This window comes from Pseudomonas sp. UFMG81 (assembly GCF_015354575.1).
GTDB lineage: Bacteria > Pseudomonadota > Gammaproteobacteria > Pseudomonadales > Pseudomonadaceae > Aquipseudomonas.
In genome coordinates, this window is sequence record NZ_JACAFQ010000011.1 from 158,833 (window position 1) to 185,476 (window position 26,644).

The following is a 26,644-nucleotide window of genomic DNA, read 5'->3' on the forward strand; positions in this document are numbered from 1 at the left end:
GACCGCGAGGATATCAAACAACCCGCAGAAGATATCTAGATAACTGACAAAGCAGCCCTCACAAAACGCTCCATCCGACGCCTGGGTTATGCTTGCGCCCTGACCTGTGCAATGGACGAGCTTGTGACTGCACCGACCGAACTGGACAAGCGTTGGCTCACCGAAGCGGTGCGCCTGCGTGAGGAACACGCCGGCCCCCTGGAAGACCAGGAAGCCAACCGCCGCGCGCGCCAGCAGGGTGGCGACCTGGCCACCCGCATCGAAACCCGCGCTTTGTGGCTGGCCGAGCGCGACGACATGGCCACGGCACTGCGCCATTGGAAGCAGGGCGCACGCCTGGCGCTGTTGGCGTTGATGGTGGTGGCCGTGTTCAGCGGCGCTGGTCTTGGGCTGGCGGCACTGGGCGACGGGCAACGGCCGGTCAACGTGTTCTGGGCCTTGGGCAGTCTGCTCGGGCTGAATCTTCTGCTGCTGATCGGCTGGGCCTTGGGCTTTTTCTTCGCCGGTGAGCAAGGCGCGGCGCTGGGCCGCCTGTGGCTATGGCTGAGCGAACGTTTCGCCCGTGATGCCAAGGCCGCGCAACTGGCCCCGGCGCTGCTGGTGCTGCTGCAGCGGCAGCGCCTCAACCGCTGGCTGCTCGGTGCGCTGGTGCATGGCCTGTGGCTGCTGGCGATGCTGGCGGCGCTGGGCATGCTGCTGGCGTTGCTGGCCACCCGGCGCTACGGCTTCGTCTGGGAAACCACCCTGCTCGCCGCCGAACCCTTCATCGCCCTCACCCATGCCCTCGGCGCCCTGCCCGCGCTGCTGGGTTTCGCCGTACCGGACGACGCAATGATCCGCGCCAGTGGCGCCACCCAGCCGGCGCTGGACATGGCCCGCCAGGCCTGGGCCAGCTGGTTGCTCGGGGTGGTGCTGGTCTATGGCGTGCTGCCACGCCTGGTATTGGCCGCGCTGTGCCTGTGGCGCTGGCGCCAAGGCCGCGAGCGCCTGGCGCTGGACCTCAACCTGCCCGGCTATGCGCAACTGCGCGAAGTACTGATGCCACGCAGCGAGCGGATCGGCGTACAGGACGCCGCGCCCGACACACTGCCCCACTTCGAGGCCGACTCGCTGGAAAGTGGTAGCAGCGGTGCGCTGCTGGTGGGCCTTGAGCTGGACGACCAGCGCCCATGGCCACCGGCCCTGCCAAAAAGCGTGACCAACGCCGGCGTGCTCGACAGCCGTGAATCGCGCAACAAGCTGCTCGAACAGCTCGGCCGCTTCCCCCCGGCACGCCTGGCCATCGCCTGCGACCCGCGTCGCTCACCCGACCGCGGCAGCCTGGCACTGCTCGCCGAGCTTGCGCGCAATGCCGGCGCCACGCGCATCTGGCTGCTCCAGGCGCAACCTGGCGAAGCTCTGGACGCCGCGCGCCTGGGCGACTGGCACGAGGCCCTCGACCGCCTCGGCCTGCCCCACGCCGACACCTCGCCACTGACCTGGCTGGAGCATGGCCATGACTGAGCCGCTGAAACTGGCCGTGGTCGGCCATACCAACGTCGGCAAGACCTCGCTGCTGCGCACCCTCACCCGTGACGTTGGTTTCGGCGAAGTCTCGCACCGCCCCAGCACCACCCGCCATGTCGAAGGCGCGCGCCTGTCGGTGGACGGCGAGCCGCTGCTGGAGCTGTACGACACCCCGGGCCTGGAAGACGCTATCGCCCTGCTCGACTACCTCGAACGCCTGGAGCGCCCGGGCGAACGCCTGGACGGCCCGGCCCGTCTGGAGCGTTTTCTCCAGGGCAGCGAGGCGCGCCAGCGTTTCGAGCAGGAAGCCAAGGTGCTGCGCCAGTTGCTGGCGAGCAATGCCGGGCTGTACGTGATCGACGCCCGCGAGCCGGTGCTGGCCAAGTACCGCGACGAGCTGGAGGTGCTGGCCAGCTGCGGCAAGCCTTTGCTGCCGGTGCTCAACTTCGTCGCCAGCCACCAGCACCGTGAACCAGAGTGGCGCGAGGCCTTGGCCCGCCTGGGGCTGCATGCCCTGGTGCGGTTCGACAGCGTGGCCCCGCCCGAGGATGGCGAACGGCGCCTCTACGAAAGCCTCGCCCTGCTGCTGGAAGAAGCCCGCCCCGCCCTGCAACGGCTGATCGACGACCAGCAGGCCCAGCGCCTGGCCCGCCAGCACAGCGGCAAGCGCTTGATCGCCGAATTGCTGCTCGACTGCGCCGCCTGCCGGCGCAGCGTCGAACCTGCCGAGCAAGCCCAGGCCATCGAAGCCCTGCGCCATGATGTGCGCCAGCGCGAGCAGCGCTGTGTCGAGGCGCTGCTCAAGCTGTATGCCTTCCGCCGCGAGGATGCCAATGCCGATGACTTGCCGCTGCTGGACGGGCGCTGGGGCGATGACCTGTTCAACCCGGAAACCCTGAAGCTGCTGGGCGTGCGCCTGGGCAGCGGCGTGGCGGCGGGTGCGGCGGCGGGTGCCGGTGTCGATCTGCTGGTTGGCGGTCTGACGCTGGGGGCTGCCGCGCTAGCCGGGGCCATTGCCGGCGGTGCGCTGCAAACGGCGCGCAACTATGGTGCGCGGTTGATGGGCAAGCTCAAGGGCCAGCGGGAATTGACGGTGGATGACACCGTGCTGCGCCTGCTGGCGCTGCGTCAGCAGCAATTGATGGTGGCGTTGGAGAGCCGCGGGCATGCAGCGCAGGACAGCATTCGCCTGGGTGCACTGGATGAGAAGGCCTGGCGCGAGGGCAAGCTGCCCGAGGCGCTGAACAAGGCGCGGGCGCATCCGCAGTGGTCGACGCTCAATCCGGGGGCGAAGGTGAACCAGGCTGAGCGGCAAGAGCAGCTGGAGGCGTTGGTTTTACAAATCTGAATTAGCAGGTCCGGCCTCTTCGCGGGCAAGCCCGCTCCCACAGGGACCGCGCCACATTCAGCACCGACCGATATCCTGTGGGAGCGGGCTTGCCCGCGAAAGGGCCAGTACAGACACCATCAGATCAAAGCCAGTGCCTTGGCCTTCAGGAGCTCTAGATCCAGCAATGCCACGCCCACTTCCTTGGCCTGCTCATCCCACTCCCGCATCCTTAGGCTCACCGCAAACAACGGATCGCCCTCGAACGCATCCGCCTCGGCCTCGCTCATCACCCCGCCCTGATACCCCAGCGTGCGTCGGCTCGCCTCGCTCAGCCGGTCGTAATACCCCGGCTGACGCAAGGTGAGGTAGCGCTTGGCCTCGACGTGGTACTGCACCAACCGCGCCATGCGCTCGCCAAAACCCACGCGGCGCAGGTACTCGGCGCCGAGGCGTTCGTGGCTGACCACACCAAAGCCGCCCATGCTGGCTTGGCCTTCGCCCAGCAAGTGGCCGATGTCGTGGAAGAACGCGGCCAGTACCACTTCATCGTCGTAGCCTTCGGCCATGGCCAGCTGGGCGGCCTGGGACATGTGTTCGAGCTGGGTGATGGCTTCGCCGATGTAGTCGGCGCTGCCGTGGTGTTCATAGAGGGCGAACGTGTTGTCGATGGTCGGGTGCGAATTGGGCATCGTCTTTTCCTTTGATGGCGTTATCGCGGGGCAAGCCCGCTCCCACGGCAATCGTGGGAGCGGGCTTGCCCCGCGATGGGGCCCTCACTGCTGGGCGACTTTCTCCGACTTGCCGTCATAGCGCTTGCGCCATTCGCTCAGGATCTGGTCGCGGTTCTTCGAGGCCCAGGCAAAGTCGTTCTTGATCAGCCGCTGCTCATAGTCCGCCGGCAGCTCGGTCTGTGGCTTGGCGATGCCCGGCGCGGCGAGCACGGCGAAGTTCTCTTTGTATAGCTCCATCGCCGCGGGGCTGGCGGAAAAATCTGCCAGGCGCTTGGCCGCATCGGCCTTCGGCGAACCCTTGATCACGGCAGTCGCTTCAATTTCCCAGCCCAGGCCTTCCTTCGGCAGCACGATATCCAGCGGCGCGCCCTGGCGCTTGAGCTGCACGGCCGGGTACTCGAACGAGATGCCGATCGGGAACTCGCCGGCGGCGGCCAGCTTGCAGGGCTTGGAGCCGGAATGTACGTACTGGCCGATGTTCTGGTGCAGGGCATCCATGTAGGCCCAGCCCTGCGGCTCGCCGAAGGTCTGCAGCCAGGCGCTGACGTCGAGGAAACCGGTGCCCGACGAGGCCGGGTTGGGCATGACGATCTTGCCCTTGTACTCGGGCTTGGTCAGGTCCTGCCAGCTCAGCGGCTTGCTCAGGCCCTGCTTTTCGGCCTCGACGGTGTTGAAGCAGATGGTCGCGGCCCACACGTCCATGCCCACCCAGGCCGGCGGGTTGGCGGCGTCGCGATAGTTGGGCGAGATCTTGCCCAGGTCCTTCGGTGCGTAGGCGTCGAGCATGCCGTTCTGGTCGAGGATGGCCAGGCTGGAGGCCGCCAGGCCCCACACCGCGTCGGCCTGCGGGCGGTCTTTCTCGGCCAGCAGCTTGGCGGTGATGATGCCGGTGGAGTCGCGTACCCACTTGATCTCGATGTCCGGGTTGGCCTTCTCGAAGGCTTGCTTGTAGCTCTTGAGCTGCTCGGCTTCCAGGGCGGTGTAGACGGTCAGCTGGGTAGCGGCAGCCGAGGCTTGCAGGCTGAACACGGCGGACACGGCAGCGGCAAGTGCGAGGGGCTTGAACATGGTGCGGTTCCTATCGTTGTGGGCAGTCGGTCAATGGCCGGGGGCGCGTTGGCGCCAGGCCTGGGAGCGGCGCAGCAGGCCGCGTGAAGCGCCGGCCAGCAGCAGCGAGGCGGCGGCACTGGTAAGCAGGATCAGGGTGGACATGGCGGCGGCGCCGCCGACGTTGCCGGCGTCGTCCATGTTCAGCACGGCAACGGCGGCGAGGATGGTGTCGGGGCTGTAGAGGAAGATCGCCGCCGAAACCGTGGTCATGCCCGAGACGAACAGGTAACGGACGATGTCCAGTAGTGCCGGCAGGCAGATCGGCACGGTGACCCGCATGAAGTGCTTGTACAGCGGCGCCTTGAGCGACAGCGCGGCGGCTTCGAACTCGCCGTCGAGTTGGCGCAGGGCGGTGGTGGCGGTCATCTGCGCGGTGGTCAGGTAGTGGGCGATGGTGCACACCACCAGCAGTGCCATGCTGCCGTAGAACACATGCAGCGGGTTGCCGTTGAGGTTGAAGAAGAACACGTAGCCCAGGCCCAACACCAGGCCAGGCACGGCCATGGGGATGAAGCTGAGCAGGCGCAGGGCCTGGTTGAGCAGGCGCTGGCCTTGGGTTTTCTCCATCAGGTAGGCGCCGCTGAAGATCACCACGCTGCCGATCAGCGCGGTGCACAGGGCCATGGTCACGCTGTTGCGGTAGGCCAGCCAGCCGCCACCGGCGGTGTCGTCGAACTGGTAGTGGTTGAGCGACAGCGACAGGTTGTAGGGCCAGAACTTGACCAGCGACGAGTACACCGCCATGCCGATCACCGCCAGCAACGCCGCGCACACCAGCAACACCAGGGCCAGGAAGCAGCCGTCACGCAGCCGGGAAGGCTTGGGCTCGAACACCTGGGCGCGGCCGCTCATGGCCTCGCCCTGGCGCCGACGCAGCCAGGCGTCGACGCTAAAGCTCAGCAGGGCCGGCACCAGCAGCACCATGCCGATCAGCGCGCCACGACCGAACTGCTGCTGGCCAACCACCGCCTTGTAGGCCTCCAGCGCCAGCACTTGATAGTCGCCACCGACCACCACGGGCACGCCAAAGTCGGTGATGGTCAGGGTGAACACCAGGCAGAACGCGGCGAACACCGCCTGGCGGGTGGCCGGCCAGGTGATGCTGAAAAACGCCCGGGCGGGCCCGGCGCCCATGCTCGACGCGGCATCGAACAACCGCGCATCGGCCAGCGACAGCGCCGACAGCAGGATCATCAGGGCATGGGGGAAGGTGTAGATGGCTTCACCAAGGACGATGCCCCAGAAGCCGTAGATATTGTCGCTGAGCAGCCCGCGCAGCAGGCCCTGGTTGCCGAACAGGTACACCAGGGCGATGGCCGGCAGCATTGACGGTGCCAGCAGCGGCAGCAATGAAATGCCACGCCACAGGCCCTTGGCCGGGATCAGCGTGCGTTGCAGGGCGTAGGCGAACAGGTAGGCCAGCGGCACGACGATGGCCGCGACGGTGAAGGCCACCGACAGGCTGTTGCCGAGCAGCCAGTGGAAGTTGGCGCTGGCGAACAGCTCGCGGGCCGCCACCAGGCCACCACCCTGGCCGGCATCGGCGCTGAAGCCTTTCCAGAAGATCGCCAACAACGGCAGCAGCACCGCCAGCACCAGCAGGAGCAGCAGCAGGCTCTTGCCACCGACGACGAACAGGCGGTCACCCAGGGCGACACCGCTGCGCGGGGCGGACTTGGCGGTGCTCAGGGGCAGGGTCATGGGCGCGGCCATCTCAGGCAAACACCTGCAGGCTCTGCGGTGGCAGGGCCACCCAGATGTCCTGCGAGCCCAGGCGCGGCATGGCTTCTGGCGCCAGCTCGGCGAGCAGCGCGTGGCCCGGCAGGGCCTTGAGTTCGAAGCTCATGCGGCAGCGGTTGCCGAGGAAAGTGATCTCGCGGACCTTGGCCGGGAACAGGTTTTCCTCGTGCACCACCGGGTTCACGGTGATCGCCTCGGGGCGGCAGAACAGTCGGCCGCTGCTGGCACGGCCGGCGTTGGCCGCCAGGCGCATGTTCATGCTGCCGACCCGGGCATGGCTGTCGCTGCTGCGCTGGAACGGCAGCCAGTTGCCCTGGCCGACGAACTCGGCGACGAACGGCGTGGCCGGCTGGTCGTAGATTTCCTGCGGGGTGGCGTACTGCTCGACCTGGCCGTTGTTCATCACGGCGATGCGGTCGGCCATCAGCATGGCCTCGTCCTGGTTGTGGGTGACCATCAGCGTGGTGATGCCCAGCTGGCGTTGCAGCTGGCGCAGCTCGGTGCACAGGTGCTCACGAACCCGGGCATCGAGGGCGGACATGGGCTCGTCGAGCAGCAGCAGCGAGGGTTTCGGTGCCAGGGCTCGGGCCAGGGCTACGCGTTGCTGCTGGCCGCCGGAGAGCTGGCCGGGGTATTTCTTTTCGCTGCCGGTAAGCCCCACCAGTTCGAGCATTTCTGCCACGCGACCACGGCTTTGGTCACGGCTGGCGCCGGTCAGGCCGTAGGCGATGTTGGCTTCGACGGTGAGGTTGGGGAACAGCGCGCGATGCAGCGCAGCAGGGTGGTCTTGCCGCATCCCGAAGGGCCGAGCAGGCACACCAGCTCGCCAGCGGCGATGTCGAGGGACACGTCGTTGAGCGCGGTGAAGGCGCCGAAGCGTTTGTGGATGCCGCGCACTTTCATCTGTGCGCCCGGGGTGACGTGGTTCATGGCAGGTCCTCATCGAAGCGATGGGGCCATGCTAGGCAGGCTGTGCGAAGGTTCCGTGGCGTTGGGGCAAAAGCGGGTGATAGTGGTATAGGCAGATTTTGTAGTGGCTTTGAGGGCCCTATCGCCGGCAAGCCGGCTCCCACAAAAGCAGACCAGCCTTGCCCCTGTGGGAGCCGGCTTGCCGGCGATGAGGCCGGTGCAGCCAGTGAAGAACGATCAGAATTGCGAACCCACCACTTCCTGCGCCACCCCCAGAAACGCCGCCGGCAACCGCGCCTGACGCCGCTCTTTCAGGCAGTACAGGTACTCATGCATCACCGGCGCATCCTCCAGCGCCAATACCCGCAGCTCGGGGTTATGCGGCACCTCATGGCGGGCAATGATGCTGATGCCGATGTTGCGCAGCACCGCCTCGCGGATCGACTCACGGCTGCCAATCTCCAGCAGCGCCCCAGCCTTCACCCCGGCGTCCTGCATCATCTGTTCGGTGAGTTTGCGGGTGGTGGAGCCCTTCTCGCGCATCAGCAGGCAATGCCCGGCCACCACCTCGATCGACACCNCGCCGGCAACCGCGCCTGACGCCGCTCTTTCAGGCAGTACAGGTACTCATGCATCACCGGCGCATCCTCCAGCGCCAATACCCGCAGCTCGGGGTTATGCGGCACCTCATGGCGGGCAATGATGCTGATGCCGATGTTGCGCAGCACCGCCTCGCGGATCGACTCACGGCTGCCAATCTCCAGCAGCGCCCCAGCCTTCACCCCGGCGTCCTGCATCATCTGTTCGGTGAGTTTGCGGGTGGTGGAGCCCTTCTCGCGCATCAGCAGGCAATGCCCGGCCACCACCTCGATCGACACCGCCTGGCGCTGGGCCAGCGGGTGATTGCGGTGCACCGCCAGCACCAGCGGGTCGGTGCCCAGCACCCGGCGCACCAGGCGTGCGTCTTCCAGCAACTGCGACGAGGCGGCGATATCCACTCGGTAGTCCTCGAGCATTTCCAGCACCTGCTGCGAGTTGCCGATTTCCACCGCCACTTCCACCTGGGGCAGGCGCTCGCGGAAGATCTTCACCAGGTCGAGGATGTAGTACGGCGCGGTTGCGGCGATGCGCAGGCTGCCCTGGGCCTGGCCGCTGTTGCGCAGCTCGAACTCGATCTCGGCCTCCTGCTGCAACAGTGCCTTGACCATCGGCAGCAGGCGCACGCCCTCCTCGCTCAGCACCAGGCGCCGGCCACCACGGTAGAACAGCTCGACGTTGTACTGGCTTTCGAGGTTGCGGATCTGCGTGGTCACCGTGGGCTGGCTGAGCCCGAGCTTCTTCGCCGCCAGGGTGATGCTGCCCTGGCGGGCCACCATGTAGAAGGCCTTGAGCTCGGCACTGAGCATTGTGGATAACCTCTTTTGGGACAGACATGACCCGTTGAACCAGCGCCGCCCCCTGTGTAGGAGCGCCCCGGCAAGGCCGCTCCTACACAGGGTGCGCACCCAGCCTTACTTGCGCAGCAGGCGCAAGCCGTTGAACACCACCAGCAGACTCACGCCCATGTCGGCGAACACCGCCATCCACAGGGTGGCCATGCCGGCAAAGGTGATCGCCAGGAAGATGGCCTTGATCCCCAGGGCCAGCACGATGTTCTGGGTGAGGATCGCCGCACTTTGGCGCGACAGCCTGACGAACGCCGGGATTTTGCGCAAGTCGTCGTCCATCAGCGCTACGTCGGCGGTCTCGATGGCGGTGTCGGTACCGGCGGCCGCCATGGCGAAGCCGATCTCGGCGCGGGCCAGGGCCGGCGCGTCGTTGATGCCGTCACCAACCATGCCGACGCGGTGGCCCTGGGCGTACAAATCCTCGATGGTCTTGAGCTTGTCAGCCGGCAGCAAATTGCCCTCGGCGCGGTCGATGCCCACCTGCGCGGCGATGGCCTGGGCGGTGTGGGGATTGTCGCCGGTCAGCATGACGGTCTTGATACCCAGCTCATGCAGTTCGGCGATGGCCTGGCGGCTGCTGTCCTTGACCGTGTCGGCCACGGCGAACAGCGCCAGCGGGCCGCTGCGGTCGAGCAGCAGGACCACGGTCTTGCCCTGGCGCTCCAGCACATCCAGTTGCGCCTCCAGCTCGGGCGAGCACAGGCCCAGCTCTTCCACCAGGCGGTGGTTACCCAGGTGGTAGGTTGCGCCGTCGATATCACCACGCACGCCACGGCCGGCAAGGGCCGCAAACTCGGTGACATCGTTCAGGGCAAGGCTTTGCGTCTTGGCAAATTGCGCGATGGCGCCGGATACCGGGTGGTCGGAGCGCGCAGCGAGGCTGGCGGCCAGGGCCTGGGCGCGGCCTTCGAACAACGGGTCGAGGACCTGGCTGTCGGTCTGCACCGGCTTGCCGTGGGTGAGGGTGCCGGTCTTGTCCAGGGCCAGGAAGTCCAGCTTGCGCCCGCCTTCCAGGTACACCCCGCCCTTGATCAGGATACCCTTGCGCGCGGCAGCGGCGAGGCCGCTGACGATGGTCACCGGGGTGGAGATCACCAGCGCGCACGGGCAGGCCACCACCAACAGCACCAGGGCACGGTAGACCCAGTCGAACCAGGCGCCGGCCATGAACAGCGGCGGGATGACCGCCACGGCAAGTGCCAGGGCGAACACTACCGGGGTGTAGATGCGCGAGAACTGGTCGACGAAGCGCTGGGTCGGCGCACGGGCGCCCTGGGCTTCTTCGACGGCCTTGATGATCCGCGCCAGTGTCGATTGGCCGGCGGCAGCGGTAACGCGGTACTCCAGGGCGCCTGCCTGGTTGATGGTGCCGGCGAACAGCTTGTCGCCCACAGCCTTCTCCACTGGCAGGCTTTCGCCGGTGATCGGTGCCTGATCGACGCTGGATTGCCCGCTGACCACTTCACCATCCAGGCCGATGCGCTCGCCGGGGCGTACCCGCACCTGGGCACCGATGGCCACCTCGCGCACCTCGACTTCGCGCCACTGGCCGTCGCTTTGCAACACGGTGGCGGTGTCCGGGGTCAGCTGCATCAGCCCGCTGATAGCGTTGCGTGCGCGGTCCAGCGAGCGGGCCTCGATCAGCTCGGCGATGGTGAACAGCACCATGACCATGGCCGCTTCCGGCCATTGGCCGATCAGCACGGCACCGGTCACGGCGATGCTCATCAGCGCGTTGATGTTGAGGTTGCGGTTCTTCAGGGCGATCCAGCCCTTCTTGTAGGTGCCCAGGCCACAGCCGAGGATGGCCGCCAGGGCTAGCGCGGCGACCACCCACTCTGGCGCTTTGCCGGAGAAATGCACGATTTCGGCGGCGATCGCCGCCACACCCGACAGCGCCAGCGGCCACCAACGGGTCTTGGCGGCAGGCGCGGCGCTGCTGTCATCGTCAGCGGCCAGCGGCTCGGCCTTCATGCCCAGGCTGTCGATGGCGCGCTCGATCTCGGCGGTACCGTCGAGGGTGTGGCGTACGCCCAACACGCGGTTGATCAGGTTGAATTCCAGCTGTTCGATGCCAGCCATCTTGCCCAGCTTGTCCTGGATCAGGGTCTGCTCGGTGGGGCAGTCCATGGCCTGGATGCGGAAACGGCTGAGCTGCGCCCCGGCGCTGGCCTTTTCGGTCAGTTGCACCAAGGCCGGCGAGGCACTGGCCCCGCAGCAGCTGTGGGTATGGGCTTCGTGGCGGTGACCTTGCTCGCCATGAGCGTGGTCATGCTTGTGTTCGGGGCTAACAGGCTGGTTCATGGGTTTGTCCTTAAAGGGAGCCTGTTGCCAAGTGAACACCCTGTAGCCACTATAGGGTCAACCCCCCTGCCGGAGATTTGCCATGAAGATCGGAGAACTGGCCAAGGCCACGGATTGCGCCGTGGAAACCATTCGCTACTACGAGCGCGAGCAACTGCTACCCGAGCCCGCCCGTACCGATGGCAATTACCGGCTGTACACCCAGGCCCATGTGGAACGGCTGACGTTCATCCGCAACTGCCGCACCCTGGACATGACCCTGGACGAGATCCGCAGTCTATTGAGACTGCGCGACAGCCCGGAAGGCTCGTGCGGAAGCGTCAATGCGCTGATCGACGAACATATCGAGCATGTGCAGGCGAGGATCGACGGGTTGATGGCGCTGCAGACGCAGTTGGTGGAGCTGAGGCAGCAGTGCAATGCGCAGGGGGCGGAGTGCGCGATCTTGCAGCAGTTGGAGACCAATGGGGCGGTGACGGTGCCGGAGACCGAGCATTCGCATGTGGGGCGTAGCCACGGCCATTGATGGTGCCTATACGAAAGCATTCGCGGGCAAGCCCGCTCCCACAGGGACAGCGCTGGAACTGAAATCAGCGATATACCTGTGGGAGCGGGCTTGCCCGCGAAGAGGACAACTCGATTACTGGATCAGACCGCCATCGGCGCCGTCATCGGCGCATGGTGCTCATAGCCTTCCAGCCAGAAGTCGCTCGGCTCGATCTTCTCCAGCCACTCCGGCTCGTACTTGCCGGTCTCGGCAAACGCCGGTACCCGGTCGCTGATCACCAGCTTCGGCGCCGCCAGCGGCTCGCGCTTCATCTGTTCGCCCAGCATGTCCAGGTGGTTCTCATACACATGGGCATCGCCGATGAAGTAGGTGAACCAGCGCGGGGTGTAGCCGGTCAGGCGGCCGAACAGCGACAGCAGCGCCGCGCCTTCGGTGAGGTTGAACGGTGTGCCCAGGCCCAGGTCGTTGGAGCGGATGTAGAGGGTCAGGGAAATTTCCCTGGTCTCGACATTCGGGTGGAACTGGTACAGCAAGTGGCACGGCGGCAGCGCCATTTCGTCGAGCTGGGCGCAGTTCCAGCCGTGGAACAGGATGCGCCGGCTGCCCGGGTCGTTGGCGATGGTGTCCAGGCACTGGCGCACCTGGTCGATGGCCTTGTACAGGATGACGAACGCCTGGCCGTCTTCCTCGTCCTGGGCGATCTGGCGGAAACCGGCCTTTTCGGCCATTTCGATGGCGGCCGGGTTGCTCAGCGCAATGCGCTTGTAGCCCGGCCACTGGCGCCATTGCACGCCGTAGATTTCGCCAAGGTCGTCATGGCCCAGGCGGAACGGGTTGGCCAGCCACTGGGCGTTCTCGTTGGCGTTCTGGTCCCAGACCTTGCAGCCCAACTCGCGGAATTCACCGGCGTTCTTCACGCCCCGCAAGAAGCCCACCATCTCGCCGATCGCCGACTTGAACGCAAGCCGGCGCGTGGTGATGGCCGGGAAGCCCTTCTGCAGGTCGAAACGCAGCATGGCGCCCGGCAGGCTGATGGTGCGGGTGCCGGTGCGGTTTTCCTGCAGCGTGCCGTTGTCGATGACCTCACGGACCAGATCTAGATACTGTTTCATGGCTTACCTGTAACAAGAACGGCAGGGGGATCGCCCCTGCCGTGGGAATCAGACGGCCGCTTTGGCCGTTGGTTTGCGGTTGTAGGCCCACCAGATCAGGAACAGGCCGCCGACGATCATCGGCACGCAGAGCAACTGACCCATGGTCAACCAGCCAAAGGCGATGTAGCCCAGCTGGGCGTCCGGCACCCGCACGAACTCCACGATGAAGCGGAAGATGCCATAGAACAGCGCGAACATGCCGGAAACGGCCATGGTCGGGCGCGGCTTGCGCGAGTACAGCCAGAGGATGACGAATAATGCCACACCTTCGAGGGCGAACTGGTACAGCTGCGACGGGTGACGCGGCAGTTGCGCCGGGTCGCTGAACGGCGGGAACACCATCGCCCACGGCACGTCGGTGGCCTTGCCCCACAGTTCGGCGTTGATGAAGTTGCCGATGCGCCCTGCGCCCAGGCCGATCGGCACCAGCGGGGCGACGAAGTCCATCAGTTCGAAGAACGACTTGTTGTTGCGCTTGCCGAACCACAGCGCCGCCAGCATCACGCCGATGAAACCACCGTGGAACGACATGCCGCCTTTCCAGACTTCGAAGATCAGCGTGGGGTTGGCCAGGTACTGGTGCAGGTCGTAGAACAGCACGTAGCCCAGGCGCCCGCCGACGATCACCCCCATCGACAGCCAGAACACCAGGTCGGAGAGCTTCTCGCGGGACCAGGTGGGGTCGAAACGGTTGAGCCGGCGCGAGGCCAGCAGCCAGGCGCCGCCGATGCCGATCAGGTACATCAGGCCGTACCAGTGGATTTTCAGCGGCCCGAGGGCCACGGCCACGGGATCTATCTGCGGGTAAGGCAGCATGGATTTTCCTCTTGGTTCAAATCAAAAAGCTCAGGCCGACGCAGAACAGCAGCGCGGCGAACAGGCGTTTGAGCAGGCGCGGCGACAGCTTGTGCGCCAGGCGCGCGCCAAAGCGGGCGAAGAACATGCTGGTCACGGCGATGCCGACCAGTGCCGGCAGGTACACATAACCCACGCTATGGGCCGGCAGGTGCTCCTCGTGCCAGCCCAGCCACATGAAGCTCAGGGCGCTGGCCAGGGCGATCGGCAGGCCGCAGGCCGATGAGGTGGCCACGGCCTTCTGCATGGGCAGGCTGCGCCAGGTCAGGAACGGCACGGTCAGCGAGCCGCCGCCGATGCCGAAGATCGCCGAGGCCCAGCCGATCACCCCACCGGCGCCGATCAGGCCCGGTTTGCCAGGGATACCCCGGCTGGCCTTGGGCTTGAGGTCCAGGGCCATCTGCGCAGCGATCACCAGGGCGAACACGCCGATGATCTTCTGCAGCATCGGGCCCTGGATCAGCGAGGCGGTCTTGGCCCCGACCAGGGCGCCGAGCAGGATGCCCACGGCCATCCAGGTGAAGATCGGCCATTGCACCGCGCCTTTGCGCTGGTGCTCGAGTACGGCGTTGATCGAGGTGAAGACGATGGTCGCCAGCGACGTGCCAACGGCCAGGTGGGTAAGGACCGCGGGGTCGAAGCCCTGCAAGGTGAAGCTGAACACCAGCACCGGCACGATGATGATGCCGCCACCCACGCCGAACAGCCCGGCCAGTACACCGGCGCAGGCCCCCAACAGCAGATAGAGTACGAATTCCATTCGCGGCCCCTGTGGAAAACAATCCGGCATGGTAACGGAAGCCACGCCTGGCGCTCTAGTGAAGTCTGTGTCAGGTGATGGATCGGCACCGGCGCCACGGGTAGAGTGGCCGAAAACACAGGGGACAACCTATGTGCCTGATCGTATTCGCCTGGCGGCCGGGGCATGCCCTGCCGCTGATCGTCGCCGCCAACCGCGACGAGTTCTACGCCCGCCCGACCCAGGCCCTGACGGCTTGGGAGGATGCGCCGGGGGTACATGCCGGGCGCGACCTGGAAGCCGGCGGCACCTGGCTTGGGGTCGGGCCGGGCGGGCGCTTCGCGGCACTGACCAACATCCGTGACCCAGGGCAGCCACTGGGGCCGCGCTCGCGGGGCGAGCTGGTGGCGGCGTACCTGCGCGGCGAACTGGCGGTGGAGGCCTATCTGGATGAAGTGGCCAGCCGCAGCGCGCAGTATTCGGGGTTCAACCTGCTGGTAGGCGATGGCGAGCGCCTGGGCTACCTGCATGCCCGGGCCCCGGCACCCCGTCTGCTGGAGCCCGGCGTTTATGGGCTGTCGAACGCGGGGCTCGACACTCCTTGGCCGAAGCTGGTCAAGGCGCGCTGCGGGCTACAGGCGCTGTTGGCGTCGGCCGACCCACAGCGCCTGTTGGCGTTGCTGGCCGATGCCGTACCGGCAGCCGATGGCGAGTTGCCGGAAACCGGCGTAGGCATGGCGACCGAAAGGCTGCTGTCGAGCGTATTCATCGCCAGCCAGAACTACGGGACGCGGGCAAGCACGGTGTTGATCGTGGACGACCAAGGGCGGCGGCGAATGGTCGAACGCAGTTTCGGGCCGTTCGGCGGGCATCTGGGCGAGGTGAGCCTGGAGGCCTGAGCCCCGCATGCATCGCCCACGCGGGGGGCTCAGGGCTTCTTGAACACGTAGAACAGGTTCGGCTCGCTGACCAGGTAGATGGTCCCGGCGTCGTCCATGGCAATCCCTTCTGCCTGCGGCACCGTCTGTTTCAAGCCCTGGAAGCCTTTGCGCAACGACAGCGTGCTCAACGGTCGGCCCTTCACATCCAGCTCCAGCACCAAGCGCGACTCGTCCGACAACGCCAGCAGGTGCCCGCTGCGCTCATCGAACTGCAGGCTGGACAGGTCGCGCACGAACAGCCGCCGGTCACGCTTGCGGTCCTGCACCACATGCACGGCGTAAGGCTTGTCGGGGTTGTCGTGGGGGAAGCCGTGCACCTCGTAGATCATCATCGGGTCGCGCTCCTTGGCCACGAACAGGCGCTTGCCAGCCGAGTCGTAGGCCAGGCCCTCGAAGCCCTTGTTGCCGTTGAGGCCAATGCCCAGCGACAACTGCTCGGCATCGTTGGCGTCGAGGAACAGGGTGTCGTCGTCCAGGCGCACACGGATCAACCGCTGCTCGCGCTCGTCGGTGATCACGTAGCTGTTGGGGCCCACGTACTCCACCGCCTCGGGGTCGCCGAAGCCGGTCAGCGGCACGCGGCGCAACACACGCCCGTCCAGCGACAGCTCGATCAGCTCGGACTTGGCGTTGGTCACGGTGAACAGGCTCTTGCGGTCGGGGTCGTAGGTCAGCGCCGAAATGTCGTCGTCCAGCCCCTCGATGGGCTGCGCCTCCACTACCATCCGGTAGCGGTCAAGCCCCATGCTTTGCTCGGCAGGCTGCCACCAGGCCTTGAGGTTGAACCATCCGCGCTCGAACAGGCGAAACTCGTGCCCCGCCACGCCCAGGGCAAGCAGCGAAGCAATCACGAAGAAGGCGGCAATCAGACGGTGGTTACGGCGCATGCAGGCAGACTCGGGTAAAGGAGCGTGCATCTAACCATCAGCAACTGAAGCGAAGCTTAATGCCAGCGGGCGAATTGTCTGATGGCGATATCAGTGCTTTCTGAAGCGATAGAACAGGTTGGGCTCACTGACGAAATACAGGTTGCCCTGGTCGTCCATGGCCACGCCTTCGGCCCGTGGGATGGTGTCCTTCAGGCCGTTGAAACCGCCAAGCACGGTCATGAAGCTGACCTGCTCGCCCTTCTCGTCCAGCTCCAGCAGCATGTTGGAGTCGGCGGACAGCACCAGCAGGTGGCCGGTGCGCGGGTCGACCGCCAACGCGGAGAGGTTGCGCAGGTCCAGCTCATCGCTAGGCAGCGCCTGCTTGTCGCCCTTGAGCGGGCTGCGCCCGTCGGTGCTCCAGGTGTACAGCCGGGGCGGGCGTTCCTCGCCGATGACCAGGCGCTGGCGCATCGCATCCCAGGCAATGGCCTCGAAGCCCTTGTTGCCCTTGTCGGCCTCGCCCAGGTCGTGGCTTTGGAAGTCTGCGCGATTCAGCGTGGTGGTGCTGGCGTCCACCTTCACCACGGTGAGGTCGTGATTGCGCTCGTCGACGATGGCGATCTGGCCGTCCTCCAACACCGCCACTCCTTCCGGATTGGACCAGCCCACCAGGGGCATCTTGCGCAGCACATCGCCCTCGAGCGTCAGCTCGACCAGGAACGGGTGCTTGCCCATCACCGCGAACAGCGTGCGGGTCTGCGGGTTGAACGCCAGGTCCGAAGCTTCGTCGCGCTCCATCCCTGGCAGCGGCTTGGCATCGATGTCTGCCACATAGTCCGGCAGCCAGATGCTCTCCTGGCGCTCGCCCGGGGTCTCGAAGCGCTCTTTTATCCACAGCAGCCCACGGTCATCCCAATGCATGGCCACGGCCAGCCCATAGCCAATCAGCGCCAGTGCAGCGAGCCAGACCGGCCAACGCAGCAGGGCATGGCGTTTGCGGGTGGGCGGAACAGGAGCGGTGGACGGGATGGCCATTGAAGGGTTTCCTGGTAATGAGCCGTGATGTCTTCCTTAACGTCGGCGAACGGACATGAAACTGCGCATTATCCGGATCGTTTGTGAAAAAAACGACAAATGCCACCAGGTGATGGCCACACGACGGCAGCAGGGCTACCGTCGTGCCCGCAGCGTCAGAGCACGCGGCCTTCGAACCGGCTGACGCCGGGAAGTTCCAACACCAGCTCGTCACCCACAGTGAACGGCCCCACGCCCGCTGGCGTGCCGGTGAGAATCACGTCGCCCGCCTGCAATGAGAAGTGCGCCGCCATGTGCTGGATCATCGGCACGATCGGGTTGAGCATCAGCGCGCTGTTGCCGTCCTGGCGGACTTCGCCATTGACGGTCAGGCGGATACCGATGTCGGTCAGGTCCTCGTAGGTGCCCGCCGAAACGAAGGGTGGCAGCACACAGGCACCGTCGAAGCTCTTGGCCAGCTCCCAGGGCAGGCCTTTTTCCTTCAGCTTCGCCTGTAGATCCCGCAGGGTGAGGTCCAGCGCCGGGGCGAAACCGGAGATGGCGTCGAGCACTTCTTCTTCGGACGGGTGGGTGGAAAGCGGCTTGCCCAGCAGCACGGCGATCTCGGCTTCGTAATGCACCGAACCGCGTTCGCTCGGGATCTTGAAGCCGCCTTCCAGGGGCACCACGCAACTACCGGGTTTGATGAACAGCAGCGGCTCGCTGGGGATGGGGTTGTCCAGTTCCTTGGCATGCTCGGCGTAGTTACGGCCGATGCACACCACCTTGCCCAGCGGGAAGTGGATGCGCGTGCCGTCTACGTACTGGTGCTGGTAACTCATGGCCGACTCCTGTGAATACTGCTTTTTATTCGGGAGCGAAGATCTTACCCGGATTCATGATGCCGTTCGGGTCGAACACCGCCTTGATCGCTTTCATGCAGGCGATTTCATCCGGCGAGCGGCTGTAACCCAGGTAGTCGCGCTTGGTCATGCCCACGCCGTGCTCGGCGGAGATCGAGCCGTTGTAGCGTTCGACGATCTCGAACACCCACTTGTTGACCTTGGCGCACGAGGCGAAGAAGTCGTCCTTGCTCATGTGCTCGGGCTTGAGGATGTTCAGGTGCAGGTTGCCGTCGCCGATGTGGCCGTACCAGACCACTTCGTAGTCGGGGTAATGCTCGGCGACGATGGCGTCGATGTCGCGCAGGAACGCCGGCACCTTGGAGACGGTGACCGAGATGTCGTTCTTGTAGGGTGTCCAGTGGGAGATGGTCTCGGACAGGTACTCGCGCAGCTTCCACAGGTTCTTGAGCTGCGTTTCGCTCTGGCTCATCACCCCGTCCAGCACCCAGCCCTGTTCGACGCAGTGCTCGAAGGTGGCGAGCGCCTCGTTGGCCACCTCCTCGGTGCTGGCCTCGAACTCCAGCAGTGCATAGAAGGGGCAAGCGGTTTCGAAGGGTGCGGGGACGTCACCACGGGCGAGGATCTTGGCCAGGCCCTTATCGGAGAAGAACTCGAAGGCGGTCAGGTCGAGCTTGCCCTGGAAGGCGTGCAGCACCGGCATGATCGAGTCGAAGTCCGGCGTGCCCAGCACCATCGCCGTAAGGTTGCGCGGCGCCCGGTCCAGGCGCATGGTGGCCTCGACCACGAAGCCCAGGGTGCCTTCGGCGCCGATGAACAGCTGGCGCAGGTCGTAGCCGGTGGCGTTCTTGACCAGGTCCTTGTTCAGCTCGAGCAGCTCGCCCTTGCCGGTGACCACTTTCAGCCCGGCCACCCAGTTGCGGGTCATGCCGTAGCGAATCACCTTGATCCCGCCGGCATTGGTGCCGATATTGCCGCCTACCTGGCTGGAGCCGCTGGAGGCAAAATCCACCGGGTAGTACAGGCCCTGGTCCTCGGCGAACTGTTGCAGCTGGCGGGTGATCACCCCCGGCTGGCAGACCACGGTGCGGTCGAAGGCGTTGAAACCGAGGATCTGGTTCATGTAGTCGAACGCCACCACCACTTCGCCGTTGGCGGCGACGGCGCCACCTGACAGGCCGGTGCGCCCGCCGGACGGTACCAGGGCGACCTTGTGCCGGTTGGCCCAGGCGACGATGGCCTGCACTTGTTCGATGCTTTTGGGGAAGACGATGGCGCTGGGCGCGGGTGGGTAGTGCTTGGTCCAGTCCTTGCCGTAGGCCTCGAGCGAAGCGGGGTCGGTGAGGACCTTGCCGGGGTCGACCAGGGTCATCAGCTCATCAATTACTGCGCAGTGGGTCATCGCCGGAACCCTCGACTTATTCATAGTCACCCTGAGCACGCTTCACCTGGCGGGATAAGCTCAGATCAGGTCGCGTATGCTAGCATAGCCCTCCCGCTGTTCGTGCTAAGGCCCAACCCCTTCAAGGTGCCCGGCATTTGCATCCGATTTACGTCCGTTGGGGCCGCTTCGCGCCCCTTTCGCGACACAAGGCCGCTCCTACAGAGAGACGCGGTGTCCTGTAGGAGCGGCCTTGTGTCGCGAAAGGGCTGCACAGCAGCCCCCTCAGGCTCGGATCAAACGCAAAATCAGGGCACTTTGAAGGGATTGGTGCAAAGCACGACGCCGCGCCGCTTCACCCCCCTCGCCATTTTTCTCCGGGATACAGGTTTACGCAGATGAGCAAGACTTCTCTCGACAAGAGCAAGATCAGGTTCCTTCTTCTTGAAGGCGTCCACCAGAATGCGGTGGATACCCTGAAGGCTGCCGGGTACACCAATATCGAGTACCTCACAGGCTCGCTGCCTGATGCAGAACTGAAGGAAAAGATCGCCGATGCCCACTTCATCGGCATCCGCTCGCGCACCCAGCTGACCGAAGAGGTCTTCGACTGTGCGAAGAAACTGGTCGCGGTCGGCTGCTTCTGCATCGGCACCAACCAGGTCGACCTGAGCGCAGCCCGTGAGCGCGGTATCGCGGTGTTCAACGCACCGTACTCCAACACCCGTTCGGTAGCCGAGCTGGTGCTGGCCGAAGCCATCCTGCTGCTGCGCGGCATCCCTGAGAAGAACGCTTCCTGCCACCGTGGCGGCTGGATCAAGAGCGCGGCCAACTCCTTCGAGATCCGTGGCAAGAAACTGGGCATCGTCGGCTACGGCTCGATCGGCACCCAGCTGTCGGTACTGGCCGAGAGCCTGGGCATGCAGGTCTACTTCTACGACCCGCTGACCAAGCTGCCGCTGGGCAACGCCACCCAGGTCACCAACCTGAACGAGCTGCTGGGCCTGGCCGACATCGTCTCGCTGCACGTCCCCGAGCTGCCCTCCACCCAGTGGATGATCGGCGAGAAGGAAATCCGCGCGATGAAGAAGGGCGCGATCCTGATCAACGCCGCCCGTGGCACCGTGGTCGAGCTGGACCACCTGGCCGCTGCGATCAAGGACAAGCACCTGATCGGCGCCGCCATCGACGTGTTCCCGGTGGAGCCGCGCACCAACGACGAAGAGTTCGAAAGCCCGCTGCGTGGCCTGGACAACGTCATCCTCACCCCGCACATCGGTGGTTCCACCGCCGAAGCCCAGGCCAACATCGGCCTGGAAGTGGCCGAGAAGCTGGTCAAGTACAGCGACAACGGTACTTCCGTGTCGTCGGTCAACTTCCCTGAAGTGGCCCTGCCGGCCCACCCAGGCAAGCACCGCCTGCTGCACATCCACGAAAACATCCCGGGCGTGCTCAGCGAGATCAACAAAGTGTTCGCCGAGAACGGTATCAACATCTCCGGTCAGTTCCTGCAAACCGACGAGAAAGTGGGTTACGTGGTGATCGACGTGGACGCCGAGTACTCGGACCTGGCCCAGGAAAAACTGCAGCACGTGAAGGGCACCATTCGCTCGCGCGTACTGTTCTAAGTTTTCCCGCTGCATGAAAAAGGGAGGCCCTGGTGGCCTCCCTTTTTTATTGGCGCTGCGAAATCAATCCCGTAGCAGCCGCGGCTGCCTTACTTGACGTTGACCGTGATCTTCTGCGACTCGACGCTCGGCTTGAACGGCACGTGATACTTGTCGCCCAGCACCAGTTGCAGGGTGTGCTTGCCCGGCGTGAGGGTGATGGTCGCTTCAGTCTGCGCCTTGCCGAAGTGCAGCACCTGCGGGCCGGCCGGCAGCGGGGCATTGTTTTCTGGCATCAGGCTGGTGGGCAGTGGCATGTCGGCTACCGGCTGCTTGTCGACATCCACCAGCAGGTGGTGATGGCCGGTGTGCGGGGTCTGGTCACCCGCGGGCTTGAGGCCCATGCCCTCGATGCCGAACTTGACGGTGAAGGTCTTGTCGACCGTGGCGCCGTCGGCGGGGGAAACGATGAACACCTTGGCGCCTTCCGGTGGCTGCTGGCTCTTGAGTGCGTCCGCGGCAACGGCGAATACCGATACCCCCATCAACAGACTGGCGACGGCAGCACGCGACAATAGGCTTTTCATTCACTTCTCCTGTGATTCACTTCAATTGACCGCTATCACTTAAACGCTGCGAAGCGGTAATTCACCATAGTCCAGATGCACCGCCAGAGGTTCAAACAGTGCGGCAGATTTTTTTGCGGCACGGTTAAACATAAAGGGAGGGCTGGGGTCATAGCCTGCGTTCGACCGGGGCGAAGGAAGAAAGGTCCGGCGAATGAAATTCATCTGCCAAGTACAAATAGGGGCACTCATGCGTTTGACCATTGGCGTACTGCTCGCCGTGTTGTTCTGTCCACTGGCCCAGGCCGAACTGATCGATGAAATCAACGACCGCGAAGAATTGCGCATCGCCGTAATCAGCGACGCGGCGCCCCACGCGTTCAGGCAAGACGAACACTTGATCGGTTTCGATATCGAACTGGGCAGGGCCTTGGCCAAGGAACTGGATGTGCGCGCCGAGTTCATCGAAGCCCCGGCTGAAGAGGTGCTGCCCGGGGTGAAAAGCGGCAAGTACGACATCGCCTTCAACAAGCCCGACCCGGAACATGCGCTCGCGCTGGCGACCAGCGAGCCATTCGGCCAGGAGCACCTGGTGATCCCCTTCCAGAAAGGCAACCCGGCCTTCGAAAGCGCCGTGAACAGAGCCTTGCAGCGGATCAAGGACGATGGCCGCCTGACTGCGCTGGAACAGAAATGGCTGCAGTGACTCCCCCGTAGGCGCCAGCCTTGCTGGCGAACAAGGCTGAACGCGGCGTGAAGCGGTTCGCCAGCAACGCTGGCTCCTACAGGGCCGCCAATGCCTGTTCAGCCTCGGCCAGCTCCAGCTCGCTGAACACCTGCACCCCTTCGCGGCGCAACAGTGCCGTGGTCACGCCCTCCCCGGCCACTTTCACACCGGTGAAGCTGCCATCGTAGGTGTGCCGGTTGCCACACGACGGGCTCCCGGACTTGAGCACCGCCACGCGAATGCCATGCCGACGCACCAGCTCCAGCGCCAGCCGCGCCCCGGCCAGGAATGCCTCGCTGACATCCTCGCCAGCCACCGTCAGCACCCGTGCCTGCCCATCCAGCACATACCCCCCCTGCCCGCCCGGGATTTCCGCGGGTGGGCGCGGCGTAGCCAGGCCACCGGCCACTTCCGGGCACAGCGGCACGACCCGCCCTTCGCCCTGCCAGCGTTGCAGCAAGTCGGGATGGCCACTGGCGCGCCCGTCGTAGCGCACCGGCTGCCCCAGCAGGCAGGCGCTGACGAGTACCTTGGGCAGGTCAGAACGGGTCGTTGCCACGGCGGCGGAACCAACCTGTCAACGACAGGCGCTCACGCCCAGCCGGCAGGACTTCGTGGGGGACGTCGCCCGAGAGAAAGACCACCAGCGTGCCAGCCAGCGGCTGCACGTCGTGCTCGGTGTCATCTTGCAGGAACATGCGCAGTTGGCCGCCATCCTCAGGCTGCCAGCCCTCGTTGAGGTAGAACACCGCCGACACCGCACGCCGGTCGTCGTCGCGGAAACGGTCGAGGTGGCGCTTGTAGAAGGCACCCGGCGGATACAGGGCGAAATGGCACTCGAAATCTTCCAGGCCCAGGAACAAGCCCTGGTTGATCGCCTGGCGCACGCTGTCCATCGCCTCCAGGTAACGGTCGCAATCCTGCGATTCCCCCGGTTCGAGCCACTGGATCTGGTCGCCACGAATGGCCTCGCGGATCTCTTGCCCGGCGCCGCGCCCCACCCCGGCAGGGTTGAGCTCGCCCTCGGCGTATCGGCGCCGGCATTCGGCCGCGAGCGCGCGTGACAGGTCGTCCGGCAGGAATAGGGGTTGCTGCGACCAGCCACGGGTGGCCAGGTCATCGACGATTGTCGACAGCAGCGGATGTTCGAGAGGAATGTGCATGGCGCATCATAGCCATTCGGCCTGCGCTCGCACAGCGCCACTTGGTCAGGAAGCCGCGCTGGCGACTCGACAAAGCCCCGCCACGCCTAGGACAATAGCGGCCTGCCGACAGGAGTCCTGAATGCGCCGTCTGTTTTCCCTGCTTCTGCTGATGATCTGCACCATGCCTGTCTGGGCAGACAGCCTCGATCAGCTGTACAAGGCCGCCGGCTGGCCCGACCAGCGCGCCCATTTCAACGATGCCGTGAGCGCCGCCCAGCAGCGCTACCGCAACAGCCTGCCGCCTGCGGTCTACCAGGCGCTGGTCAACAACAGCAACCAGCGCTTCCAGGCCCAGGCCATGGACCGCCGCGCCCAGGCGCAGTTGCGCAGCAACCTCAAGAACCCCACGCCGGCCCTGGCCTTTTTCCAGTCGCCGTTGGGGCGCAAGGTGGTGGCCGCCGAACTGCTCGCCACGCGCAAGGACCAGCTGGCCAAGAACGCCAAGGGCCTGCCGAAGATCCAGGCCAGCGACAACCGCCTGCTGATCGTCGGCCACCTGGCCCAGGCCCTGCCCGCCCGCGAGGCCGGTGCCGAAGTGAGCCTGGCGATCGCCGGGGTGGCCGCCGACAGCCTCAGTTCGATGCTCCCCGGGTTGTTCGCGGCCGGCCAGGCCCAAGGCCTGCTCGACGGCCAGCGCCAACGGCTGATGAACCAGGTGGGCGAAGACCTGAACAACACCCTGCTGTACGTGTACCGCGACCTGTCGGACACCGAGCTTGAGGCGTTCGCCAACTTCGCCGAGTCGGCCGATGGCCAGGCCTACTACAAGGCAGCCGTGGCCGCCGTGCGCGCCGCCCTGGCCGTCGGCCAGAACGCCAATGACCTGAACTGATCAGCCCAGGCGCTGATCGATGAAATCGAAGTAACGCTGGCGGATGCTCGGTAGCTCGTTGGCCAGGTGGTGCCGCGCCTCGGGCAACATGAGGATCTGCGGCTCGGCGAACTTGGCCCTGAGCACCTTGAGGTTGTAGGGCCAATCCACCGTGGCGTCCGCCTCCCCCTGCACGATCAATGGCCGCCGCGTGCTGCGCGGCGCCGCCTCGATGCGCCTGACCCACTTCATCAGCGCCCCCACCCAGGCCGTCGGCAAGCGTCGCGGCTGCAAGGGGTCGGCTTCGAGGAACGGCAGGAACGCCGGGTCGTTGGTGTTCTCACTGAAGCGCCGCTCGATGCCGTTGACGAAATGACGCAGCACCCGATAACTGAGCTTCGACCACGCCCAAGACCGTGGCCGCACCAGCGGCGCCAGCAGGATCACCTCGCCGTCGGCGGGGCTGCGTTCGCCACAGTGCAACAGGTGATCGACCACGATGGCACCGCCGGTGCTCTGCCCGCACAGGTGCCAGGGGTGCGGCAGCTCGAGCTGGTGCGCCTGCTCGAACAGTGCATCGAGGGCCTGCTGATACACAGCGAAGTCATCGATGCTGGCCCGCTCGCCGCTGGACAACCCATGCCCAGGCAGGTCACAGCTGATCACTGCATAGCCCTGCTCCAATGCCCACTCGATGACATGCCGGTACAGGCCCATGTGGTCGTAATAGCCGTGCAGCAGGAACAGCGTCGCCACCGGCTGCGCGGGCAGCCAGGCCTGGCCTACCAGTTCGAAGCCCGCCGCGCGAAAGCCGCCAAGCCAGCTGGGCACGCCCAGGTCCAGGCCGTAGAAGCGCTGGTAGTCGCGGGCTTGAGCGGACAGCGGTTGACGTTCGGCAAGCGGCGCCAGGCTGGCGCGCAACAAGTCGGGCTGGAAAGCGGCAGGCATCAGTACATCCACAACGAAGCGAGTATTGATCTGGGATATTCAGCTTATGGCAGCGCCGTGGCAAGCTTGGCGCCTTTCAACGAGCAACACCGTTCCGTTGTGGGAGCGGGCTTGCCCGCGAATGCGCCAGGCCTGGCAACGCGGGTGATCCTGCTGACGCTTTCGCGGGCAACCCCGCTCCCACAGGGTCCTGTACCGCTCCCAGGTGCTGCGAATCAAACATGTCATCGCGAAACACCAAAACACTGCTCGGCGCCCTTGCCACCCTGCTCTGCGCCGCCACCCTGTGGTGGGCCTACGCCAGCTTCCAGGCCCGCTACCTGCGCCCGTTCGACAACCAGGCGACGCTGTTCGACGGCAGCCAGTTGCGCCTGCCGCCGGAGCTGGCCGGCCCCGGCCCGATCCGCGTGGTGCATTTCTGGGACCCGGCCTGCCCGTGCAACGTCGGCAACCAGCAACACCTGGGCGAACTGGTGGAGCACTTCGCGCCGCAGGGCGTCAGCTTCCATGTGCTGCAAAAGCCCGGCAGCCATGGCCAGCTACCCGCCAACCTCGATGCGCTGAAGCCTCTGGCCGCCTTGCCCGGCAGCGCACAGCTGCCGGCCACGCCCGCCGTGGCGATCTGGGACCGCGATGGCAACCTGGCCTACTTCGGCCCGTACAGCGAAGGCGCAGTGTGCAATTCGAGCAACAGCTTCATCGAACCGATCCTCAAGGCGCTGAGCGAAGGCCGCCGAGTCCAGGCCAGCAACACCCTGGCCGTGGGCTGCTATTGCCCCTGGGCCGGCTGACGCACCCGCGCCGGGTTGCCCACCACCACCGCGCCCGCGGGCACATCGCGGGTGACCACGCTGCCCGCTCCCACCACCGCGTTATCGCCGATGGTGACCCCGGGCAGGATGATCGCCCCGCCACCGATCCATACGTTGTCGCCGATGTTCACCGGCCGCCCGCTTTCCAGCCCACTGCGGCGCAGCTCCGGCTCCAGCGGGTGGTCGGCGGTGTAGATCTGCACCGCCGGGCCTATCTGGCAATCGGCACCGATGTGCACCGGCAGCACGTCGAGGATCACGCAGTTGAAGTTCATGAAACTGTTGGCGCCGATGCTGATGTTGTAGCCGTAGTCGCAGTGGAACGGCGGGCGGATCACCGCACCGTCGCCGACACTGGCGAAATGCTCGACCAGCAGGCCGTGGCGCGCCTCGTTGAGCAGCTCGACGCTGCTGTTGTAGCGGTGCATCCAGTGCTTGTTGGCGATCTGCTCGGCCTGCAACTCCGGGCAACCGGCATGGTAGAGCTGGCCTTGCAGCATTTTCTGTTTTTCGCTGAGGGGCATGGAAACTCCTTGTTGAGGGCTATGCTCAGTGCGCGAATCCGC

At 65.5% G+C, this 26,644-nt stretch carries 25 protein-coding genes and 2 pseudogenes; 8 read left to right on the plus strand and 19 right to left on the minus strand.

Going from position 1 to position 26,644, the window contains the following annotated elements:
- Positions 1–111: 111 nt before the first annotated feature.
- A complete protein-coding gene (locus IX761_RS11045) occupies positions 112–1,503 on the plus strand; it encodes a DUF2868 domain-containing protein (RefSeq protein WP_194789624.1) in 1,392 nt (463 codons plus the stop codon).
- On the plus strand, positions 1,496–2,854 hold the full coding sequence (locus tag IX761_RS11050; protein WP_194789625.1) for a GTPase/DUF3482 domain-containing protein: 1,359 nt from the start codon (positions 1,496–1,498) through the stop codon (positions 2,852–2,854). Before IX761_RS11045 ends, IX761_RS11050 begins: the two co-directional genes overlap by 8 nt.
- 119 nt (positions 2,855–2,973) lie before the next feature.
- Here IX761_RS11050 and IX761_RS11055 read toward each other — a convergent pair whose 3' ends face one another.
- The 7 genes and pseudogenes from IX761_RS11055 to IX761_RS11085 form a co-directional block, all read right to left on the minus strand.
- The gene (locus IX761_RS11055) at positions 2,974–3,525 is read right to left on the minus strand and encodes a phosphonate degradation HD-domain oxygenase (protein WP_194789626.1); all 552 of its coding nucleotides are present in this window, start codon (positions 3,523–3,525) and stop codon (positions 2,974–2,976) included.
- Between the two features lie 84 nt (positions 3,526–3,609).
- Positions 3,610–4,635: a putative 2-aminoethylphosphonate ABC transporter substrate-binding protein gene (locus tag IX761_RS11060; protein WP_194789627.1), complete on the minus strand. Its 1,026-nt coding sequence runs from the start codon at positions 4,633–4,635 to the stop codon at positions 3,610–3,612.
- A gap of 30 nt (positions 4,636–4,665) precedes the next feature.
- Complete coding sequence (locus IX761_RS11065; protein WP_194789628.1) at positions 4,666–6,390, minus strand: putative 2-aminoethylphosphonate ABC transporter permease subunit; 1,725 nt, start codon at positions 6,388–6,390, stop codon at positions 4,666–4,668.
- Between the two features lies 1 nt (position 6,391).
- A pseudogene (locus IX761_RS11070) lies at positions 6,392–7,347 on the minus strand (ATP-binding cassette domain-containing protein).
- Between the two features lie 216 nt (positions 7,348–7,563).
- Positions 7,564–7,905 (minus strand): annotated as a pseudogene (locus IX761_RS11075) (LysR substrate-binding domain-containing protein); the annotation flags it as partial.
- On the minus strand, positions 7,869–8,732 hold the full coding sequence (locus IX761_RS11080) for a LysR family transcriptional regulator (RefSeq protein WP_194789629.1): 864 nt from the start codon (positions 8,730–8,732) through the stop codon (positions 7,869–7,871). The pseudogene IX761_RS11075 and the gene IX761_RS11080, both read right to left, overlap by 37 nt.
- A 105-nt stretch (positions 8,733–8,837) precedes the next feature.
- Positions 8,838–11,078: a heavy metal translocating P-type ATPase gene (locus IX761_RS11085; protein ID WP_194789630.1), complete on the minus strand. Its 2,241-nt coding sequence runs from the start codon at positions 11,076–11,078 to the stop codon at positions 8,838–8,840.
- Between the two features lie 82 nt (positions 11,079–11,160).
- Here IX761_RS11085 and cadR point away from each other — a divergent pair, with 82 nt between their 5' ends.
- Positions 11,161–11,604, plus strand: coding sequence for a cadmium resistance transcriptional regulator CadR (cadR, locus tag IX761_RS11090; protein WP_194789631.1), 444 nt, complete (start codon positions 11,161–11,163; stop codon positions 11,602–11,604).
- A 122-nt stretch (positions 11,605–11,726) separates the two neighbouring features.
- Here the strand turns inward: cadR and IX761_RS11095 are convergent, their stop codons facing one another.
- Genes IX761_RS11095 through IX761_RS11105 form a run of 3 tightly spaced genes read right to left on the minus strand, consistent with a single transcriptional unit; the run spans position 11,727 to position 14,355 of the window.
- Positions 11,727–12,698 carry a thymidylate synthase gene (locus IX761_RS11095; protein ID WP_194789632.1) on the minus strand — a complete coding sequence of 324 codons (972 nt, stop codon included), beginning with the start codon at positions 12,696–12,698 and terminating at the stop codon, positions 11,727–11,729.
- A 48-nt stretch (positions 12,699–12,746) separates the two neighbouring features.
- On the minus strand, positions 12,747–13,556 hold the full coding sequence (gene lgt, locus IX761_RS11100; protein WP_194789633.1) for a prolipoprotein diacylglyceryl transferase: 810 nt from the start codon (positions 13,554–13,556) through the stop codon (positions 12,747–12,749).
- Positions 13,557–13,572: 16 nt separating this feature from the next.
- The gene (locus tag IX761_RS11105; RefSeq protein WP_194789634.1) at positions 13,573–14,355 is read right to left on the minus strand and encodes a sulfite exporter TauE/SafE family protein; all 783 of its coding nucleotides are present in this window, start codon (positions 14,353–14,355) and stop codon (positions 13,573–13,575) included.
- A 131-nt stretch (positions 14,356–14,486) separates the two neighbouring features.
- Between IX761_RS11105 and IX761_RS11110 the strand changes: the two genes are divergently transcribed.
- Positions 14,487–15,233 (plus strand): NRDE family protein, encoded by a 747-nt coding sequence (locus tag IX761_RS11110; RefSeq protein ID WP_194789635.1) that lies wholly within the window; start codon positions 14,487–14,489, stop codon positions 15,231–15,233.
- A 29-nt stretch (positions 15,234–15,262) separates the two neighbouring features.
- Here IX761_RS11110 and IX761_RS11115 read toward each other — a convergent pair whose 3' ends face one another.
- The 4 genes from IX761_RS11115 to IX761_RS11130 form a co-directional block, all read right to left on the minus strand.
- On the minus strand, positions 15,263–16,162 hold the full coding sequence (locus IX761_RS11115) for an SdiA-regulated domain-containing protein (RefSeq protein WP_194789636.1): 900 nt from the start codon (positions 16,160–16,162) through the stop codon (positions 15,263–15,265).
- 90 nt (positions 16,163–16,252) lie between these two features.
- A complete protein-coding gene (locus tag IX761_RS11120) occupies positions 16,253–17,179 on the minus strand; it encodes an SdiA-regulated domain-containing protein (protein ID WP_194789637.1) in 927 nt (308 codons plus the stop codon).
- Positions 17,180–17,334: 155 nt separating this feature from the next.
- Positions 17,335–18,000, minus strand: a complete 666-nt coding sequence (locus IX761_RS11125) for a fumarylacetoacetate hydrolase family protein (protein WP_194789638.1) — start codon at positions 17,998–18,000, stop codon at positions 17,335–17,337.
- Between the two features lie 25 nt (positions 18,001–18,025).
- On the minus strand, positions 18,026–19,423 hold the full coding sequence (locus IX761_RS11130) for an FAD-binding oxidoreductase (RefSeq protein ID WP_194789639.1): 1,398 nt from the start codon (positions 19,421–19,423) through the stop codon (positions 18,026–18,028).
- Between the two features lie 377 nt (positions 19,424–19,800).
- On the opposite strand from IX761_RS11130, the gene serA reads away from it, so the two are divergent.
- Entirely contained in the window at positions 19,801–21,030 is a 1,230-nt protein-coding gene (gene serA, locus IX761_RS11135) for a phosphoglycerate dehydrogenase (RefSeq protein WP_194789640.1), read from the plus strand.
- A gap of 89 nt (positions 21,031–21,119) precedes the next feature.
- Here the strand turns inward: serA and IX761_RS11140 are convergent, their stop codons facing one another.
- A complete protein-coding gene (locus IX761_RS11140; protein ID WP_194789641.1) occupies positions 21,120–21,596 on the minus strand; it encodes a DUF4399 domain-containing protein in 477 nt (158 codons plus the stop codon).
- 229 nt (positions 21,597–21,825) lie between these two features.
- Between IX761_RS11140 and IX761_RS11145 the strand changes: the two genes are divergently transcribed.
- Entirely contained in the window at positions 21,826–22,281 is a 456-nt protein-coding gene (locus IX761_RS11145) for a transporter substrate-binding domain-containing protein (RefSeq protein ID WP_194789642.1), read from the plus strand.
- A gap of 76 nt (positions 22,282–22,357) precedes the next feature.
- On the opposite strand, the gene IX761_RS11150 is transcribed toward IX761_RS11145, so the two are convergent.
- Both IX761_RS11150 and IX761_RS11155 read right to left on the minus strand, forming a co-directional pair.
- Positions 22,358–22,861, minus strand: coding sequence for a DUF523 domain-containing protein (locus tag IX761_RS11150; protein WP_194789643.1), 504 nt, complete (start codon positions 22,859–22,861; stop codon positions 22,358–22,360).
- Positions 22,842–23,465: a 2OG-Fe(II) oxygenase gene (locus IX761_RS11155; protein WP_194789644.1), complete on the minus strand. Its 624-nt coding sequence runs from the start codon at positions 23,463–23,465 to the stop codon at positions 22,842–22,844. The genes IX761_RS11150 and IX761_RS11155 overlap by 20 nt, the downstream gene beginning before the upstream one ends.
- A 121-nt stretch (positions 23,466–23,586) precedes the next feature.
- On the opposite strand from IX761_RS11155, the gene IX761_RS11160 reads away from it, so the two are divergent.
- On the plus strand, positions 23,587–24,339 hold the full coding sequence (locus tag IX761_RS11160) for a DUF2059 domain-containing protein (protein WP_194789645.1): 753 nt from the start codon (positions 23,587–23,589) through the stop codon (positions 24,337–24,339).
- Here IX761_RS11160 and IX761_RS11165 read toward each other — a convergent pair whose 3' ends face one another.
- Entirely contained in the window at positions 24,340–25,266 is a 927-nt protein-coding gene (locus IX761_RS11165; RefSeq protein WP_194789646.1) for an alpha/beta hydrolase, read from the minus strand.
- 221 nt (positions 25,267–25,487) lie between these two features.
- Here IX761_RS11165 and IX761_RS11170 point away from each other — a divergent pair, with 221 nt between their 5' ends.
- On the plus strand, positions 25,488–26,057 hold the full coding sequence (locus IX761_RS11170; protein ID WP_194789647.1) for a DUF6436 domain-containing protein: 570 nt from the start codon (positions 25,488–25,490) through the stop codon (positions 26,055–26,057).
- Here IX761_RS11170 and IX761_RS11175 read toward each other — a convergent pair.
- The gene (locus IX761_RS11175; protein WP_194789648.1) at positions 26,036–26,602 is read right to left on the minus strand and encodes a sugar O-acetyltransferase; all 567 of its coding nucleotides are present in this window, start codon (positions 26,600–26,602) and stop codon (positions 26,036–26,038) included. The genes IX761_RS11170 and IX761_RS11175 overlap by 22 nt on opposite strands.
- Positions 26,603–26,644 lie beyond the last annotated feature (42 nt).